Raw genomic sequence first — 16,586 nt, 5'->3', positions numbered from 1 at the left:
GCGCCTCATCGCGCGCCGTGGCGAAGCCGAATGTGCTTGAGCTGCAGATAGGATTCGAGGCCCTCGTGGCCGTGCTCGGAACCGAAACCGCTTTCCCGCCGGCCGCCGTAGGGCGCGTTCATGATTCCGGCGTCGACGTTGTTGACCGCCACGTTCCCGAAGTCGAGTTCGCGGGCAAGCGCGAACGTTTCGCGGGTGTCGTCGGTGTAGGCGTAGGCCGCCAGCCCGCCGGGTGCGGCGTTGGCCCGGTCGATGACGTCGTCGAGATCGGAAAACCTCGAGACTCCGACGAGCGGGCCGAAGGTCTCCTCGTGCATCACCAGCGCCTCGTCCGGTGCGTCGGCGACGACCGTGGGACGCAGGAACAGGCCGGGTTTGAGCTCCGCGACGGGCCCGCCGCCGGCGACGACCGAGGCGCCGCGCTCGCGAGCGTCCTCGATGTGGTCGAGGGTGCGGCGGTAGGTCTCCTCCATCGTCATCGAACCGACGTCCGCGGACGGAACCTCCATCCCGTCGGCCACTTCCAGCGCGTCGGCGGTGGCCGCCAGACCGGCCAGGAACTCGTCGTGGACGCCGTCCTGCACGTAGATCCGGTTGATCGCGATGCAGATCTGCCCGGCGTTGCGGAACGAACGGCGGGCGGCGCCGGTGATCGCGGCGCCGATGTCCGCCCGCTCGGTGACGATCATCGGGCAGCTGCCGCCGAGTTCGAGGGACAGAGCGGTGATCCCGTTGACCGAGCGGAAGATCGACTGGCCGGTGCGCATCGACCCGGTGAAGGCGATCTTGCGGATCGCCGGGTGCTCGACCAGGGCCTGCCCGGTTCCGCCGTCGCCGTAGACGAAATTGACCACGCCGCTGGGGAAAACGGCCGCGATGCACTCGGAGAGGACCTGCGCGCAGCCCGGGGTGTGCTCGGAGGGCTTGATGACGATGGTGCAGCCGGCCGCGGTCGCCCCCGCGAGCTTCCAACCGATCAGCTCGATCGGGTAGTTCCACGGGACGATGCCGGCGACCGGGCCGATGGGCTCCTTCTCGACGATGCTGGTGAAACCGGCGGCGTCGTTGGGGATGGTGCGCCCGAAAACCCGCTGCGCCTCTTCGGCGTAGTAGTGCAGCGCGGTGATGAACTTCCGGACTTCGCCACGTGCCTCGTCCAGCGGCTTTCCCTGTTCCCGCGTGATGGCCGCAGCCATGTCGTCCACGCGGTGCGCGCATTCCGCGGCGAGCTCGTGCAGGTACCGGGCGCGGTCGACCGGGAGGGTCCTGCGCCAAGTCCGGAAGGCGGTCGCGGCCGAGGTGACCGCTGCGTCGACGTCCGCAGGTGACGAACGAGGGGCGATCGCGGCCGGTTCGCCCGTCGCGGGGTTGTTCCGCTCGATCAGGCCCTCGGAGGTGTCGTGCCAGGTGCCGGTGTGGAAGTTCCGGCAGGTGATCACTTTCTGAGACATCCGGTTCTGCTTTCGTGGCGCTGACGCGAGATCCGGCGATCAGTGCCGTTGATGTTCAGCGGACGGGTTGCATCTCGGAGGCGAAGAACGCGGCGTGGCCGACCTGCGGGCTCGATACCGGTGAACAGGTGTTGTTCGTTGACTTCGTATGATGATCGGACGATAGTTCTCGCATGGCTTCGTCGCAACCCCCGATCCCAGCAGCGGTCAGCGCTGAGACCCGAGGAGCACCGCCGGAAAGGCCACCGCGCCTGCCCGACGTGGTGGCCGAACGCCTGCAGAAAGACCTGCTGGCGCAGGGATTGCGCCCGGGGGACCGGTTGCCCACCGAACCTCAGCTCGTCGAGCGCTACGGCGTCAGCCGGACGGTGATCCGGGAAGCGGGCCGCATCCTCGAACAACGCGGGCTGGTCGACATCCGTCCCGGCCGCGGGATGACGGTGTCCAAACCGGACGGTTCCGCCATCGTCCGGCACTACTCGCTGATGCTGGGGATGAACGCGACGACGTTCCAGCAGCTGATGGAGACCCGGCTGATCATCGAGGTCGAGGTGACCGCGCTGGCGGCGGCGCGCCGCACGGAGGAGGACCTGGACGAGCTGCGCGCGTCGGTGGGACGCGTGGAACGACACATGAGCGATTACCAGGTCTGCCTCGAGGAGGACGTGCGGTTCCACGAGATCGTCACCCGGGCCGGTGGGAACCCGTTCTTCTCCTGGTTCATGGACCCGGTGAACACCTGCCTGCGCGAGTCGTACAAGGACGCCGGGTCCTACCTCGCGAGCCTGCCGCAGACCCTGGCCGAGCACGGCGCGATCCTGGAGGCGATCGCAGCAGCCGATTCGGACGCGGCGCGCGAGGCCGCGCGTGCGCACCTGAACCGGGTCGCCTCTCAGCAGGACGAACTGGTTCCCGGGCGAGAACCGCGCTGACGACTCGCGGTCGGACTTGACCTCCAGCGCGCTCGAAGTTCGACACTCGACCGGTCCCGGCACCGCCCGATCGTCCAGCTCCGACCGATCGGCGATGCCGGGGTCTTCGCCGCGACCTGCCCCGGGGCACCGACGTCCTGGGGCAGGTCAACGCTGGAGATGCCGTCGGAAGGAAGGCCGATCGCAAACGTGGTGCTGGGGCGTGCGCGCAGTTGCTCAGCGCTCGCCCTGTCCCTTGGTGCGGGACTGATGGCCTTCCCCTACTCCTGGTTCCTCGACAGCGGCCGCACCGGGCTTATCCGAGCCGGGTTGATCATCGGCACCGGGTTCGCCGCGACCCTGATCTTCGCCGTTCGGCAGGTTAAAGAAAACCCCGAACACGAGCACGAGCACGACGAAGGAGACCGTCCGATGACCATCGACATCAGCGACACCGGCCAGGTCCGCACCATCTCCATCAACCGCCCGGCCAAGGCCAACGCCTTGCTGGCGACCGACGTCCCGGCGCTGGAGCGAGCGGTCGTCGAGGCTTCCGAGGACTGCCGCGTGCTCGTCTTCACGGGCACCGGCGGGCGGAACTTCTCGGCCGGAATGGATCTGGGCACCTTCCAGGGCGTTTCCGAGACCGAGGCGCGCGGCGTCATCGCCGGCATCGGCTCGATGATGCGCGCCGTCCGCCACGCACCGCAGATCTCCATCGTGGCGCTCGAAGGGGCCTGCATCGGAGCCGCCTTCGAACTGGCCCTCGCCGCCGACCTGCGGGTCGCCCACGCGGAGGCGCTGGTCGGGCTCCCGGAGGTCAAGCTCGGCATCCCGTCCGTCGTCGACGCCGCGCTGCTGCACCACTACGTCGGGCTCTCCACCGCCAAGGAGATGCTGCTGACGGGCGAGCCGCGGGCGGTGGGGGAGCTGGCGCACACCGGTTTGATCAACAAGACCGTCCCGCGGGAGAGCGTCGTGGCGGTGGCCGAGGAATGGGCGCACGAGCTGGCGGCCCTCCCGGCTCTGGCCATCCGCGAGCAGCGAGCGCTCATCGACGAGTGGCTCAACGTCTCCCTGCAGAGCGCGGTGGACCAGTCGATCAAGACCTTCGGCCGGATGTTCCGCTCCAGCGAGACCTCCGAGAACGTCATGCGCTACGCGGCGGGCAGGAACTGAACGCGCACGTCTGGTGCCACTCGCCCGGCACCAGACGTGCGGAACCGCAACACCGGTAACTCCGGTGCTCAGCAGCCCTGACCGGACGTGTGTTCGGTGATGTGGAACACAGTGAATCCGGGACGAAATGCCTGCTCGCCGGGTCCTCGCTGGTCTGCATGCTCGTAGTGGTTCCCGCGGAGGGACCGTTTACTAGAGCCGTTTCCACTGGTTGCGAGAGGGAAAGCTGATGGGTCAGATCGCAGAGGTCGCCGGACTGTTCGACCAGCGCACGGTGAACGATGTGCCGAAGCAGGAGCTTCCCGTCACCGGGCGGTTGGCCGAGCTGATCCCATCGCCGCGCGAGTCGGAGCAGAACATGCGGTTGGTGGTCGACCGAGGAGCCGACGAGGGAGCGGAGTTCGTGATTTCCGCACCGCTGACCGTGATCGGGCGGCACCGCGACTGCGACATCGTGATCGAGGACGTGACGGTGTCCCGGTACCACGCGGAGTTGGAGATCGAGGACGGCCGGTGCTTCCTCTTCGACGGCGGCTCCCTCAACGGGACCTACGTCAACAGGCGGCCCGTGGAGCGCATCGAGCTGGCTGATTCCGACGAGATCTGGATCGGCAAGGCGCGGTTCACCTTCCGCGTCGGCGCAGCGGCCGACGGCCGCAGTACCGCACAGCGGTGAGAACGGGCGCGCGTCCAGGCGGCGAGACCGCCGGGCGCGCGCCTCGCCGCACCCCCTGCGGCGCTTCGACTTCCCGCGCCGACGATCGGCTGCGGGCTTCCGGCGCGGGCAGAATGAGGAGGCGTTCGACTCGATCCTGCTGATTCCAGGACGTTTCGCGGCGTCAGAGCCCGACGAACATGTCCTGGTGCAGGGTTGCCACGTGCCGCTCGGCGACCTCGCCGGCGGAGGCGGCGTCGCGGTTGCGCAGGGCTGCGACGAGTTCGACGTGGTCGCGGTTGGACTCGCGCAGGTGCTGCATGGGGTAGGGCAGGTAGTAGCGGTAGAGCTCGCGGAGCAGCCGCGCGTACTCCTGCTGGGCCGAGCCGATCCCGGTCGCGGCGGCGACGGCGAGGTGGAATGTCTCGTCGAGCTTGTGGAAGTCGGCCCAGTCGGCGGCGTTGTCCATCCGCTCGGTGAGCTCGTGCAGGTGCTCGATCTGGCCCGGGGTGGCGTTGCGCGTCGCCAGGTGCGCGATACCGCATTCGAGGACCAGGCGGTGGTCGATGAGGTCGTGCACCTCCGCGCTCGCCGCGCGGTAGATCTCGGTCTCGCGGACCGTGCTGCGTGCGGGGGAGTCGACGACCCGTGTCCCGCCACCACGTCCGCGGCGGCGTTGCAGGATGCCTTCTTCGCACAGGGCGACCAGCGCGCGCCGCACGGTGATCTCGGATACCTCCAGGGCAGCGGCGAGCTGGGCGTTGCCCGGTAGCCACTCGCCCGGTTTGAGCAGCCCGAGGTCGACCGCGAGGGAGATCCGGGCGCGAACGGTGTCCATGGCCGAGAGCCTGCGGATGCCGGAGAGCGCGGACGCGGACAGGGGTGCTGCTGGTCGTTCCTCGTGCGCGTCGGCGTCGGCCCTGGTCATGGTGTCCACGGTAACGAGTGGCCCGATATCTGTTCAAGATGACCACTCTTGTTTAACTGCTCATCTTGCTCTATTTTGTTTCCATCGCTGGGTGATACCCGTACTGACCTGCGAAGGAAGAAGGCGAGCGAGATGTCCCGACTGCTGCCGCTGGCGCTGGCACAGATGTCGCCGCAAGCAGCGACGGCACCCGTGTCGGAGTTCGCCGGTGACGTCGAGCGACTGCTCGCCCGACACCCGCGGACGCGTCTGGTGGTGTACCCGGAGCTGCACCTGTGCGGCGTCGAAGGCACCGGTCCGGAGCGCGACGCGCGCTTGCGGGAGGCGGCCGAGCCGCTGGACGGTCCCCGCTCCCGGCAGCTGGGTGAGCTGGCAGGGGACCTGGGGATCTGGCTGGTGCCGGGCAGCGTGTGCGAGCGCGGGGAGAACGGCGAGCTGTTCAACACCGCCCTGTGCTACTCGCCGGCGGGGGAGCTGCACGCCTTCTACCGCAAGGTCTTCCCGTGGCGGCCGTACGAACCGTACGACCCCGGTGGCCGATTCGTCGTCGCCGACGTGCCCGGGTCGGGTCGGCTGGGGTTCTCGATCTGCTACGACTCCTGGTTCCCCGAGGTCGCCCGCCACCTGGCGTGGATGGGTGCCGAGGTGATCATCAACCCGGTGCAGACCACTACGAACGATCGCGAGCAGGAGATCGTTCTGGCACGGGCGCACGCGATCGCGAACCAGGTCTTCGTCGCCAGCGTCAACGCCGCCGGCCCGGTGGGTGTCGGCGGCAGTCTGATCGTCGACCCGGAAGGCCGCGTGCGGAAGCACGCGGCCGGGGGCGAAGCCCAGGTGCTGACCGACGTCCTCGACCTCGGCGAAGTCGCGCGGGTGCGCGAATCCGGCACCGCAGGTCTCAACCGCGTGTGGTCGCAGTTCACCGCCCACGACGCCCCCGTCGAGCTACCGCTCTACCAGGGGCGCATCGAACCAGCCAAGTGGCACCCGGAGACCCCGGACGCCGGCATCCGCATCCCCGGCCCCGAAGCGGCCGGCTGACCGCCGCAACGTCGCGGCGAGCACCGAGGAGCTCTTCATGCCCGAAGCAAGACCGTCGCTGCAGCGGACCCTCACGGTCAGATCCGTCGTCCTGTTCGGACTGGCCTACATGACGCCGCTGATCGCGCTGGGCACCTTCGGCGTCGTCGCCGAGGAAACCCGAGGGGCGGTCCCCACCGCCTACCTGGTGGCGATGGCCGCGATGCTGTTCACCGCCTACAGCTACGGGAAGATGGCCGCCGCCCATCCGGTCGCCGGCTCGGCCTACACCTACGTGCGGCGGGCGCTGGACTCGCGCGTGGGATTCCTCGTCGGCTGGGCGGTGCTGCTCGACTACTTCTTCCTGCCGATGGTGATCTGGCTGCTCGGCGGCACCTACCTGCAAGCCCAGTTCCCCGCGGTGCCCTTCTGGGTCTGGATCGTCTCGTTCATCGCGGCCACGACCTGCTTGAACGTGCTGGGGATCGCAGTCGCGGAGAAGGCGAACTTCCTGCTCATGGCCTTCCAGTTCTTGGTGATCGGGATCTTCGTCGTGCTCTGCCTGCGGCACGTCCTCGACGCCCGCGGTGCTGCGGGGTTGCTCGACACCTCGCCGTTCGTCAACCCCGCCACCACTGCCGCGGGCGTTTCCGCCGGAGCCGCGCTGGCCGCGTACTCCTTCCTCGGATTCGACGCCGTCACGACCCTGACCGAAGAATCCGTGAACCCGCGCAAGACGATTCCGCGCGCCATCCTGCTCATCGCGCTCATCGGAGGCGGCGTCTTCGTCCTCGTGACCGCCGCCGCTCAGCTCGTGCACCCCGGTAGCACCTTCGCGGACTCCGACTCGGCCGTGTTCGAGATCGCCGCGGTCATCGCTGGAGACCTCGGCACAGCACTGCTGCTGGCCGGGCTCGTCATCGCGCAGTTCGCCTCCGGCCTCGCAGCGCAGGCCAGCGCCGCTCGCCTGCTCTTCGCGATGGGCCGCGACACCGTCCTGCCCCGGAAGTTCTTCGGCGCCTTGCACTCGCGATTCCGCACTCCGGTGGCCAACATCGTCCTCACCGGTTGCGTCGGCCTCGTCGCCCTGGTGCTCGACGTCTCCACCTCGACCTCGTTCGTCAACTTCGGCGCCTTCACGGCCTTCACCGCGGTCAACATCAGCGTGATCGCCCTGTACATCCGCAACCGCGAGGAAGGCCGGAAACCGGCGTGGTGGTCCCTCGCCATTCCCGCGGCCGGAACCCTCATCGACCTCTGGCTGCTGATCAACCTGGAGCCCACGGCCCTGGTCCTCGGCGGCATCTGGCTGGCCGCAGGCATCGTCTACCTGGCCTGCCGCACCCGCCTGTTCCGCACCCCACCACCGGAGATGACCCCAGAACACGACGAGGAAGCCCTAGTCCCCACGCGCACGTAGGAAGCGGAAACCCGAACGGGGCGCCAGGCCCCGGGCCTGGCGCCCCGTCGACCAGGCGCCCACAAGCACTGAAACCCCACCAACCAACCAGAACGCCCGAGGCCCAACAGTTCCCGATTACCCCGGTATTCAGGTGCCTGATTACTGCAGTTTTCCGTCCGCCGCCCACGGCGGTGGTCGGGGGCCCGTGGGGTGTGGGTGCTTGGTACGGGGTTTGGTTTGTTTTCGGGGGAGGGGTTGTGGCCGCTATCTCGCGCTTTTCGCCTGTTTGGCTTCTCAGAGTCGTGCTGCGTTGAGTGAGGTGCTCAGCCGTTGGGCGGCTGCGCGCACGGCTTCGGCTCGGACGTCGCCGTCGGTGCCGGTGAAGTCCTCGCTGTGCCCGCCGAGGCTGATCGTGCCGACCAGGGAATCGCGCGAGCCGAGGATCGGGGCGGCGACGGCCGAGACCCCGTGCAGGTAGTCGTTGCGGCTGCGCGAAACCCCCTCGGCGCGCACCTGATCCAGATGGGCGGCGAATTCGCCCGGGTCGGAGTGGGTCATCTCGGTGAACGCGGGCAGCGGGTCTCGCAGGATCCGGCGTCGAAGCTCGGAGTCGAACGCGACCATCGCCACGGGCGCTGCCGCGGCGTGGTACGGAAGGACCGACCCGATCGAGACAGCGGCCAGGACCATCGGTTTGCCGCCCTCGACCCTGTCGATGCACACGGCTCCGGCGGCGGAGGGGACCATCAGGAACGCCGTGTCGCCGAAACCGGAAGCCAGTGCTTCGAGTTCTGGCCGGGCTTCGGTCCGCAGGTCGAACCCGGCGAGCGCGGCCGCGCCGATGGTGAACATCGGCATCCGGACCCGGTAGGCGCCGCTGTGATCCCTGTGCACCCAGCCGGCCTCGACGAGGGTGCTCATCAGCCGGTGGACGGTCGGTTTGTTGAACCCGCTGGTCGCCGTGAGTTCCGCGAGCGTGATCACGGGCCGTTCCGCGCTGAACTGCCCGAGCAGCTGACAGGCGCGCAGCACCGATCCGACGGTTTCCCGCCCGGAGCTGTCTTCGACAGCTTCTCGTGCCACCGCCACCTCCCCTTTCGTGTTTCGGGACAGCGCCAGGCTAACGGCCCGCTGACCGGAGCCGCTTGACATGGTCGTGTCCCTCGCGCACAGTTTCGGAACGCGTATCGCATCACGATACACAAGGGAGCTGTCAGTGGATCTGCGCGAGATGATCAGCGAAAGACTCGTCTACGCACCCGGCGTGTGGGATGGGCTGACCGCACGGCTGGCCGAGCAGGCGGGCTTCCCCGCGCTGTGCGCGTCCGGGTTCGCGGTTTCGGCGGCGTTGGGCTATCCGGATGCCGAGCTCTACACGATGTCGGAGAACCTGCAGGCGGTCCGGACGATCCGCGAGGCGAGCCGCCTGCCCGTCATCGCCGACATCGACACGGGCTACGGCAACGCCGTCAACGCCGCGCGAACAGCGCGCCGGTTCGCCGACGCCGGGGTCGCCGCGGTGTTCATGGAGGACCAGCGCTCGCCCAAGCGTTGCCCACTGATCCCCGGGGCCGAGCTCGAACTGCTCGACCTGGCGGAGGCCACGGGCAAGATCCGCGCTGTCCGCGACGCCGCGCAGGAGAGCGGGATGCTCGTGATCGCCCGAACCGATGCCAAGGGAGACGACGCGCTTCGCCGAGCCGAGGCCTACGTCGAGGCCGGAGCGGACCTGGTCATGCCGGTCACCAAGACCTTCACGACCGTCGAGGAGTGGCGGCGCTGCCACGAGATCACCGGAGCCCCGCTCATGGCGACCCTGACGGCCTCGGCCTGGACCGAACGGGAGTTCACCCCCGAGGTGATGGAGCAGATCGGCGTTCGCATCGCGCTGCTGCCCACTCAGGTGCTGATGGCGGTGACCGGCGCCGCGCAGGAGTGCCTGAACCGGCTCGCCGCGGGGGAACCGCCGGCCCAGGTCGGCGCGGGAGCCACGCCGCACCACGAATTCGTCGAGCTCATCGGCATGCCCGAGATCGAGCGGCAGCAGCACGCGTACCTGCCCACCACCGAGACGGTCTGAGGGAGGCGCTGTGGCGAGCACGATCACCGAGAAGATCCTGGCCAGAGCCGCGGGCGTCGACGTGGTCAAGGCGGGCGACAACCTACCCGTGCGCCCGGACTACATGATCGCCTACGACTTCCCCGGCTACACCGATGTGATGTTCCGGCAGATGCACGACGACTTCGGCATCCGCGCGCTGGCGGAGCCGGAGCGCTACGTGGTCTTCATCGACCACATGCTGACCAAGGGCACCGAGAAGGAGCAGGAGGTTCACCAGGTCACCCGCGACTGGTGCGCGTTCTACGGCATCGAGCTGCACGAGGCCCGCGGCATCGGCCACCAGGTGATGGCCGAGCTCGGCTACGCCCTGCCCGGCAACTTCCTGATCCACTTCGACGGCCACATCTCCGGAGCGGGCGCCTTCGGCGCACTGGGCTGGGGCGTGCCCGGGACCTGCTGGAGGCCTGGGTCTCCGGGCAGATCTACCTCGACGTCCCCCGGACCACGAGGTTCGAGCTGACCGGTGAGTTCGCCCCGGGCGTCGACAGCCGGGACCTGGTGCACCACATCATCGGCGAGTTCGGGGCCGACGGGTGCGCGCACCAGGTGATGGAGTTCGCCGGCCCCGGCGCGCGGGCGATGTCGATCGACCGCAGGCAGGGCCTGTGCGGAATGGCGATGTTCACCGGAGCGGTGTCGGCGGTGTTCGAGCCCGACGATGCCGCGCTCGCCTACGCGCGGCGGGTCGCCGCAACGGATTTCACGCCCCAGCTGCCGGATCCGGGTGCCGACTACGCCGCGGTGCACACCATCGACCTGTCCGCGCTGAGCCCGCAGGTCGTGCTGCCCGGATCAGCTCGCTCGGCCAACACCCGTGAGGTCGTCGAGTTGAACGGAACGCCGGTCACCAAGGCGTTCATCGGTTCCTGCGCCAGCGGGCGGATCGAGGACATCCGGGCCGCCGCTCTCATCCTCGACGGGAGGAAGGTCGCCCCGGGGGTCGAGCTCAACGTGGTCCCGACCTCGGACGCGGTGCACCGGCAGGCGGAGGACGAAGGGCTGCTCGACGTGCTGCGCGCGGCCGGCGCGCACATCGCCCGCTCCAGCTGCGACTTCTGCTTCGGCTACCAGAAACCGCTGCAACCGGACGAGAACTGCATCTCCACCGGCGTCCTCAACATCTCCGGCCGCATGGGCAGCACCGACGCGAACATCTACATGGGATCGGCGTACACCGTTGCGGCCAGCGCGGTGACCGGCACGATCGCCTCGGCCGGGGAGGTGACGCGATCATGAGCGCCGCCCGCGACTACCCGCCGCCACCGGACCTCATCCGCGGGCACGTGGCCTGGGTCTTCGGCGACGACTTCGACATCGACCTGGTGATCGGAGTCGAGAACATCAAGTCCTACGACGCGGATTTCCTGCGCGGCAAGGTCATGCAGGCCTACGACCCCACCTTCGCCGACCGCGTTCGGCCCGGCGACGTCATCGTCGGCGGCCGCAACTTCGGCTACGGCCACCCGCACTACCCGCCGATGGTGGCCCTCCGCGATCTGGGCATCGCCGCGGTGCTGGCCGAGTCCTTCTCCCCGGGGTTCTGGCGGGGGGAGACCCACAACGGCATGCCGCTGCTGACGGTGCCCGGCATCAGCGCCGCGGTCACCACCGGCGACGCCGTCCAGGTCGACTGGCGAGCGGCCGTGGTCGGCCTCGGCGACGGCACCGAGTTGCGCGGCGATCCGCCCAGCACCCGCGTGCGCCGCGTGATCGAAGCCGGCGGCTCGCTCAAGCTCCTGCTGGCCGAGCACGCCCGCAAACCCAGCCACCAGCACTGAATTCGCCCCACGTCCCCCCGACCCGGTCAACGACGATCAGGAGTCAGCACCATGTCTGAGACGGCCCCACCAGCCGCCGCCGTGCCCGCCACCACCGGAGCCTCGCCGGCGATGGCCCGACGCGCCGCTGCGGCGGGAGGTGTCGGCACGCTGATCGAGTACTACGACTTCAGCGTCTACGCCTTCCTCGCGGTCACCATCGGTCCCCTGTTCTTCCCCAGCGGCCAGCCGGCCGTATCACTGCTGCTCACGCTGGCGGTCTTCGGATCGGCCTACGTCATGAGACCCGTCGGAGGCTGGTTCTTCGGTCGGCTCGGCGACCGTCGCGGTCGTCGGCAGGCGCTCGTCGTGACGGTCGTGGCGATGGGAATCTGCTGCGGCTTGCTCGGTCTCCTGCCGACCTATTCCGCGGTCGGCGTCCTCGCCCCGGTGCTGCTGGTGCTGATCCGCCTGGCGCAGGGCTTCTCGGCCGGCGGCGAGATCGGCGGCGCGGCGACCTACGTCGCCGAGTCGGCGCCGGTCAAGCGCCGCGGGCTCTACGGCTCGGTCACGGCGCTCGGCTCGACCCTCGGGTTCGCGGTGTCCGCAGCCGTCGTCGGCTTGGTCAGCACCTTGACCACGGCTGAGCAGATGACGGCGTGGGGTTGGCGGATTCCGTTCCTGGTCTCCATCCCGCTGGCGATTCTCTGCTTGTGGGTGCGGGTCCGGTTGGAGGACACCGCCGAGTTCGCGGAGATGGCCGACAAGCGAGAGGTGGTGCGCAGTCCGCTGCTGCAGGTCGTCAAGCAGCACCCGGCCTCCATCCTGCGGGTCATCGGCATCGCGATCGCCATGAACGGCAGCGGCTACATCGGGCTGACCTACTTCAACGTCTACCTGATCAACGACCTCGGCTTCGACAAGCAATCCGTGTACTGGACCTCGGCCATCGGGATCGGGCTCGCCTGCGTCACCTACCCGATCGCGGGTGCGCTCTCGGACCGGTTCGGACGGCGGCCCGTGCTGATCACCGCCTACGTCGGGTACCTGGTCATCGCGTGGCCGTCCTTCGCGATCCTCGGCGCGACGTCGAGCATCCTCGTCGTCGGGCTCGTCTACGTCGTCTACATGTCGTTCAACGGGTTCGCGCAGGTCCCGGCCTTCCCCCAGTTCACCGAGCTGTTCCCGCGGCAGGTGCGGTACACCGGCGTGGCCCTCGGCTTCAACCTCGGCACGATCATCGCCGGCGGCACCGCTCCCTACATCGCCGCCCAGCTGGTGCAGAGCACGGGAAACCCGATGGCGCCCGCCTTCTGGGTCATGGGGGTGGCGGTCGTCGGTCTGATCACCGTGCTGACCCTGCGCGAGACCGGCAGGGATCGCTTGCCCGTCTGACCGTCCCCGTTCGAACGCACCGCAGGAGGTCGACCATGCCCGATTCGCGCTGCTCCGCACCGGTCGGCGACAGCTCCGAGTCGCCGAGATGACCGGCACCAGGGAGGTCGACTTCCTCTGCGTCGGCGGCGGGCTCGGTGGTCTCGCCGCCGCGCTGCGGGCCGCCGACCTCGGCAGCGAGGTCCTCGTGGCCGAGCGATCCGACGTGGTCGGCGGCGTCGCGGCGTACAGCGGCGGGTTCGTCTGGGTGGGCGGGGACCCGCTGGCGTCGGAACCGCGCGACACCCTGGACACCGTCGAGTCCTATTTGGACCACGTCCAGGGTGAACGACCGGTGGAGCGGGCCGCTCGGCGCGCGTACCTGCACGACGCGCGGGAGGCGACCACGTGGTTCGCCGCGGCCGGCGTTCCGCTCCGGGTGATTCCGGGCGCCGCGGACCTCTACCACCCGGCGCCCGGCTCGACGGCCGAAGGGCGGCTGCTCGAATGCGTCGTCGACGGCCGCGACCTGGGCGCGTGGCGCCCGCACCTGCGGCAGGGGCCCTACTACGAGATCGGTGTGAGCCGGACCGAGACGTATTCGGCTGCGCGGGAGGAGCCGAACGGCGACCGCCTGACGCACGGCATGGGCCTCGTCGGCGCCTTCGCGAGGGAGGCGCTCGTGCGTCGCGGCGTGGAGTGCCTGCTCGAGTCCAGGGTGCGCGAGCTCCTGGTCGAGGGCTCAGACGTCGTCGGCGCGGTGCTGGACGGGCCGACAGGCCGCACCCGGGTCAGGACCCGCCGCGGGGTGTTGATCGCCGCGGGCGGTTACGGCGGTTCACCGCACGCGGCGGAGCTGGAGGAGGTGCCCGCACTCGTCGAGAGCGCCCCGCCCGTCGTCGACGGCGACTCGATCGCGCTCGCGGAGCGAGCCGGTGCGGGCCTGGTTCGCGGCGCCGACCCGTTCTTCAGCGTCGGGTACGGATTCCCGGGGGAGGTCCACCCCGGGACGGACGTTCCCCTCGTGCGGCCGCTGCTGGCGCATCTCGGACTTCCGCATTCCATGATCGTCAACCGCGACGGGCGCCGGTTCGGCGACGAGAGCTACTACGGCGCGTTGATCAGCGCCCTGCGCCGCTTCGACCCCCGCCTGCGCCGGTGGTCGAACGTTCCGTGCTGGTTCGTCGTCGACGACGAGTTCCGCGCGCGCTACCGCCTGGGGCCGTACTCGGCGGGGGAGCGCTGGCCCGACTCGATCCTCCGGGCGGACAGCATCACCGAGTTGGCCGCGGCGGCGGGCATCGACCCCGAAGGCCTGCGCCGCACCGTCGCCGAGTTCAACAGCGCGGCGGACCGCGGCGAGGACCCCGAGTTCGGGCGGGGGACCCGGCCGTTCGTGCGACGGACCTACGGCGACGCCGAGCACGGGCCGAACCCGTGCCTCGGCGCCGTGCGAACCCCGCCGTTCTACGCCCTCGACCTGTCCCTGGTCGGGTTCGGCATGGGCACTCTCGGACTGTGGATCGACCGGGACGCCCGCGTGCTCCGGCGTGACGGATCCCCGGTCGGTGGCCTCTACGCGACGGGCAACGCCGCCGCGACCCGCGAGCTGCGCGGGTACGTGACGGGTCTCGCCAATGCCCGCAATTACACCTACGCCTACCGAGCGGCCGGACACGCATGCGGTCGCACCTGAAAACCCACCTCGGAGGAAGCGCGATGCTCGCGGAGCCGGTCTGTGCTCGCCGGTCGTCCGTGAGCGGATCCGCAGGCCGGACGCCTGAGAGCGCGGTGGCGCCCCTACAGTTGATGGATGACGTACGGACTCTTCGGCAAGTTCTCGGCCCAGCCTGGGAAGCGCGATGATCTGGTTGGCCACCTGCTGCAGGCGGCCGAGCTGCTCGAGCGCAACCCGGAGTGCCTCCAGTACATCGTCAGCACCTCGGACGAGCCGGAGGCGGTGTGGGTTTCGGAGGTCTGGACGGAGAAGTCCGCCCACGATGCGTCGCTTGAGCCCGAGGACATCCGGGCGATCATCCAGGAGGCGCGACCGTTGATCGCAGGGATGTCTGATCAGACCGAGCTGGCGGTCCAAGGGGGTAAGGGCCTGCGTGGCTGAACGCCGTCGGGCTGGCGGGTGCGTCAGGCGGGGTTGACGCGTAGCGAGGTCGCGCGGGAGATGAGCTCGTGGAGGAGTTCGTCGATGAGCGCGGGGTGTTCGAGCGGCACCATGTGGCCCGCGTTGGGGATCATCGCGAGCCGGGCGCCCGGTACTTCTCGGGCGATCGCGGTGCTGTGCTCCGCCGGGATGGTCACGTCGTGCTCGGCCCCGACCACGAGCGTGGCCACGTTGCCCAGCACGGGCAGTGCCGCGCGCTTGTCGAGCGTCAGGAAGTGGGGGATGAGCGCGACCAGCGCGTGGACGGGGTTCGACCGGGTCAGCTGGAGGACGAAGTCGACCACCGAGGGCGGTACCCGGGAGGCGAAGGAGAACCCTCGCGCCACCGCGAGGGCAGCGCTCCTGAGGGCCCGGCAGGAGACCGAGGTGAGCCGCAGCCGGTCGATGACGGCCAGCACGATGTTGGCCGCCTCGGGTGGCAGCACCGCCCGCCCGTTGACCGGCGCTGCCGCGGTCGTCACCAACCCGACCCCGACCACGCGGTCGCCGAAGAGCTCGGGGCGCTGCTCGGCGAGCGCCAGGACCGCCATGCCGCCCATCGAGTGCCCGACCAGCACGACCGGCCCCTCCGGAACGGCCTGGTCGAGCACCGCGGCCAAGTCGTCGCCGAGTTGGTCGAGGTTGAGTCCGCCCAGCTCGCCCACCGCGGACCGGCCGTGGCCCCGGTGGTCGTAGGAGACCACTCGGGCGTTGCGGCCGAGCGAAGTGCGCTGGAAGTGCCAGAAGTTGTTGTCCGCCAGGTATCCGTGGCAGAGCACCACGGTCACCGGCGCACCCGGATCGCCGTCGACGTCGACGTGCAGCGGGACCCCGTCGGGGGCCGTCACGGGGACGGCACCGGCGGGCGAAGCCGCCACGTCGACGTCGGCGAGGGCCTCTCGCGCGTCCGCGGCCGGGGCCGGCGCGGAAGCGCCTCCGGTGGTCCGGAGGGCGAGGCCGGACAGCGAACCGCGCACGCGTCGCAGCGTCATCCGGATCCGCGCGCCGACCGGCGCCTGCGCGGCCCAGGGCGGGCTGATCACCACTGGCGCACGCTCGCCGAGTCGGGGGCGGCGGCGTGCAGCTCGTCCGATCCGCGGGTGGTGCTGCCAACGCGGCAGGTCAGGTTGACGTCGAATGCGGGCCAGGGGGAGGGGTGGCCCCCGTTGTGGAGTTCGCTCACGTGTGCCTTCCGTGTCGGGGGCAGATCCGGCCACAACCGCCGCGCAGGGCGACTGCCGACTGGACGATGCGCCGTGACCAAACCGTGATTCTCTTCCCTCGAATGTAACCAACAGTGATGGCGAGTTCAAAAACTTCTCGCTCGTTGGAATTAACACCCTCTTCAGTTTCGGAGCCGAGTGACTCCGCTGAGTGACGAAAGCCCTGTTGTTGGTACACGCGATGAGGTCAGTGCGGAGTGAAACCAATCCGGTCTGGACCACCCCGGCCTGTCGGAACGGCGTGAGGCTGCCGGTCGGTCGGCCCCCGGATGGAGCGCCGGCCTAGGCGCCGGCTCGGGGCGGCACCGGAATCTCGAAGTGGATGGTCGGGCTGTACCGGCTGTCGCCCTGCGCGTCGTGGACCTCCTTGGCCACGCTGCGCCAGAAAAAGCAGTTCCCGGCC

General features: G+C 69.6%; 15 protein-coding genes and 1 pseudogene. 11 read left to right on the top strand and 5 right to left on the bottom strand.

What is annotated here, in order from left to right:
• Positions 1-5: 5 nt before the first annotated feature.
• A complete protein-coding gene (locus AB0J78_RS21350; protein ID WP_363791601.1) occupies positions 6-1,451 on the bottom strand; it encodes an aldehyde dehydrogenase family protein in 1,446 nt (481 codons plus the stop codon).
• Positions 1,452-1,624: 173 nt separating this feature from the next.
• On the opposite strand from AB0J78_RS21350, the gene AB0J78_RS21345 reads away from it, so the two are divergent.
• The 3 genes from AB0J78_RS21345 (at position 1,625) to AB0J78_RS21335 (ending at position 4,217) form a co-directional block, all read left to right on the top strand.
• Entirely contained in the window at positions 1,625-2,383 is a 759-nt protein-coding gene (locus tag AB0J78_RS21345) for a FadR/GntR family transcriptional regulator (protein ID WP_363791599.1), read from the top strand.
• A gap of 249 nt (positions 2,384-2,632) precedes the next feature.
• Positions 2,633-3,541 carry an enoyl-CoA hydratase/isomerase family protein gene (locus AB0J78_RS21340; protein ID WP_363791597.1) on the top strand — a complete coding sequence of 303 codons (909 nt, stop codon included), beginning with the start codon at positions 2,633-2,635 and terminating at the stop codon, positions 3,539-3,541.
• Between the two features lie 229 nt (positions 3,542-3,770).
• Entirely contained in the window at positions 3,771-4,217 is a 447-nt protein-coding gene (locus tag AB0J78_RS21335; protein WP_363791595.1) for an FHA domain-containing protein, read from the top strand.
• Between the two features lie 163 nt (positions 4,218-4,380).
• Here the strand turns inward: AB0J78_RS21335 and AB0J78_RS21330 are convergent, their stop codons facing one another.
• Positions 4,381-5,124: a GntR family transcriptional regulator gene (locus tag AB0J78_RS21330; RefSeq protein ID WP_363791593.1), complete on the bottom strand. Its 744-nt coding sequence runs from the start codon at positions 5,122-5,124 to the stop codon at positions 4,381-4,383.
• A 132-nt stretch (positions 5,125-5,256) separates the two neighbouring features.
• Here AB0J78_RS21330 and AB0J78_RS21325 point away from each other — a divergent pair, with 132 nt between their 5' ends.
• Positions 5,257-6,168, top strand: coding sequence for a carbon-nitrogen hydrolase family protein (locus tag AB0J78_RS21325; RefSeq protein ID WP_363791591.1), 912 nt, complete (start codon positions 5,257-5,259; stop codon positions 6,166-6,168).
• Positions 6,169-6,205: 37 nt separating this feature from the next.
• Positions 6,206-7,567, top strand: coding sequence for an APC family permease (locus tag AB0J78_RS21320; protein ID WP_363791589.1), 1,362 nt, complete (start codon positions 6,206-6,208; stop codon positions 7,565-7,567).
• A 276-nt stretch (positions 7,568-7,843) separates the two neighbouring features.
• Here AB0J78_RS21320 and AB0J78_RS21315 read toward each other — a convergent pair whose 3' ends face one another.
• Positions 7,844-8,632: an IclR family transcriptional regulator gene (locus tag AB0J78_RS21315; RefSeq protein ID WP_363791587.1), complete on the bottom strand. Its 789-nt coding sequence runs from the start codon at positions 8,630-8,632 to the stop codon at positions 7,844-7,846.
• A gap of 133 nt (positions 8,633-8,765) precedes the next feature.
• Between AB0J78_RS21315 and AB0J78_RS21310 the strand changes: the two genes are divergently transcribed.
• The 6 genes and pseudogenes from AB0J78_RS21310 (at position 8,766) to AB0J78_RS21285 (ending at position 14,921) form a co-directional block, all read left to right on the top strand.
• Positions 8,766-9,629, top strand: coding sequence for an isocitrate lyase/PEP mutase family protein (locus tag AB0J78_RS21310; RefSeq protein ID WP_363791585.1), 864 nt, complete (start codon positions 8,766-8,768; stop codon positions 9,627-9,629).
• Positions 9,630-9,732: 103 nt separating this feature from the next.
• Positions 9,733-10,907: pseudogene (locus AB0J78_RS21305) on the top strand (aconitase family protein).
• Positions 10,904-11,449 carry a 3-isopropylmalate dehydratase gene (locus AB0J78_RS21300; protein WP_363791583.1) on the top strand — a complete coding sequence of 182 codons (546 nt, stop codon included), beginning with the start codon at positions 10,904-10,906 and terminating at the stop codon, positions 11,447-11,449. The pseudogene AB0J78_RS21305 and the gene AB0J78_RS21300 overlap by 4 nt, the downstream one beginning before the upstream one ends.
• Before the next feature lie 51 nt (positions 11,450-11,500).
• Positions 11,501-12,823, top strand: coding sequence for an MFS transporter (locus AB0J78_RS21295; RefSeq protein ID WP_363791581.1), 1,323 nt, complete (start codon positions 11,501-11,503; stop codon positions 12,821-12,823).
• A gap of 88 nt (positions 12,824-12,911) precedes the next feature.
• Entirely contained in the window at positions 12,912-14,498 is a 1,587-nt protein-coding gene (locus tag AB0J78_RS21290) for an FAD-dependent oxidoreductase (protein ID WP_363791579.1), read from the top strand.
• A 117-nt stretch (positions 14,499-14,615) separates the two neighbouring features.
• Complete coding sequence (locus AB0J78_RS21285; protein ID WP_363791577.1) at positions 14,616-14,921, top strand: putative quinol monooxygenase; 306 nt, start codon at positions 14,616-14,618, stop codon at positions 14,919-14,921.
• Positions 14,922-14,944: 23 nt separating this feature from the next.
• Here the strand turns inward: AB0J78_RS21285 and AB0J78_RS21280 are convergent, their stop codons facing one another.
• Both AB0J78_RS21280 and AB0J78_RS21275 read right to left on the bottom strand, forming a co-directional pair.
• A complete protein-coding gene (locus AB0J78_RS21280; RefSeq protein WP_363791575.1) occupies positions 14,945-16,006 on the bottom strand; it encodes an alpha/beta hydrolase in 1,062 nt (353 codons plus the stop codon).
• Positions 16,000-16,143: a hypothetical protein gene (locus tag AB0J78_RS21275; protein ID WP_363791573.1), complete on the bottom strand. Its 144-nt coding sequence runs from the start codon at positions 16,141-16,143 to the stop codon at positions 16,000-16,002. The genes AB0J78_RS21280 and AB0J78_RS21275 overlap by 7 nt, the downstream gene beginning before the upstream one ends.
• Positions 16,144-16,586 lie beyond the last annotated feature (443 nt).

Source organism: Saccharopolyspora sp. NPDC049426 (assembly GCF_040676935.1).
Taxonomy (GTDB): domain Bacteria; phylum Actinomycetota; class Actinomycetes; order Mycobacteriales; family Pseudonocardiaceae; genus Saccharopolyspora.
The sequence above is the reverse complement of the archived record's forward strand: the minus strand, read 5'-3'. Positions and strand labels throughout refer to the sequence as shown.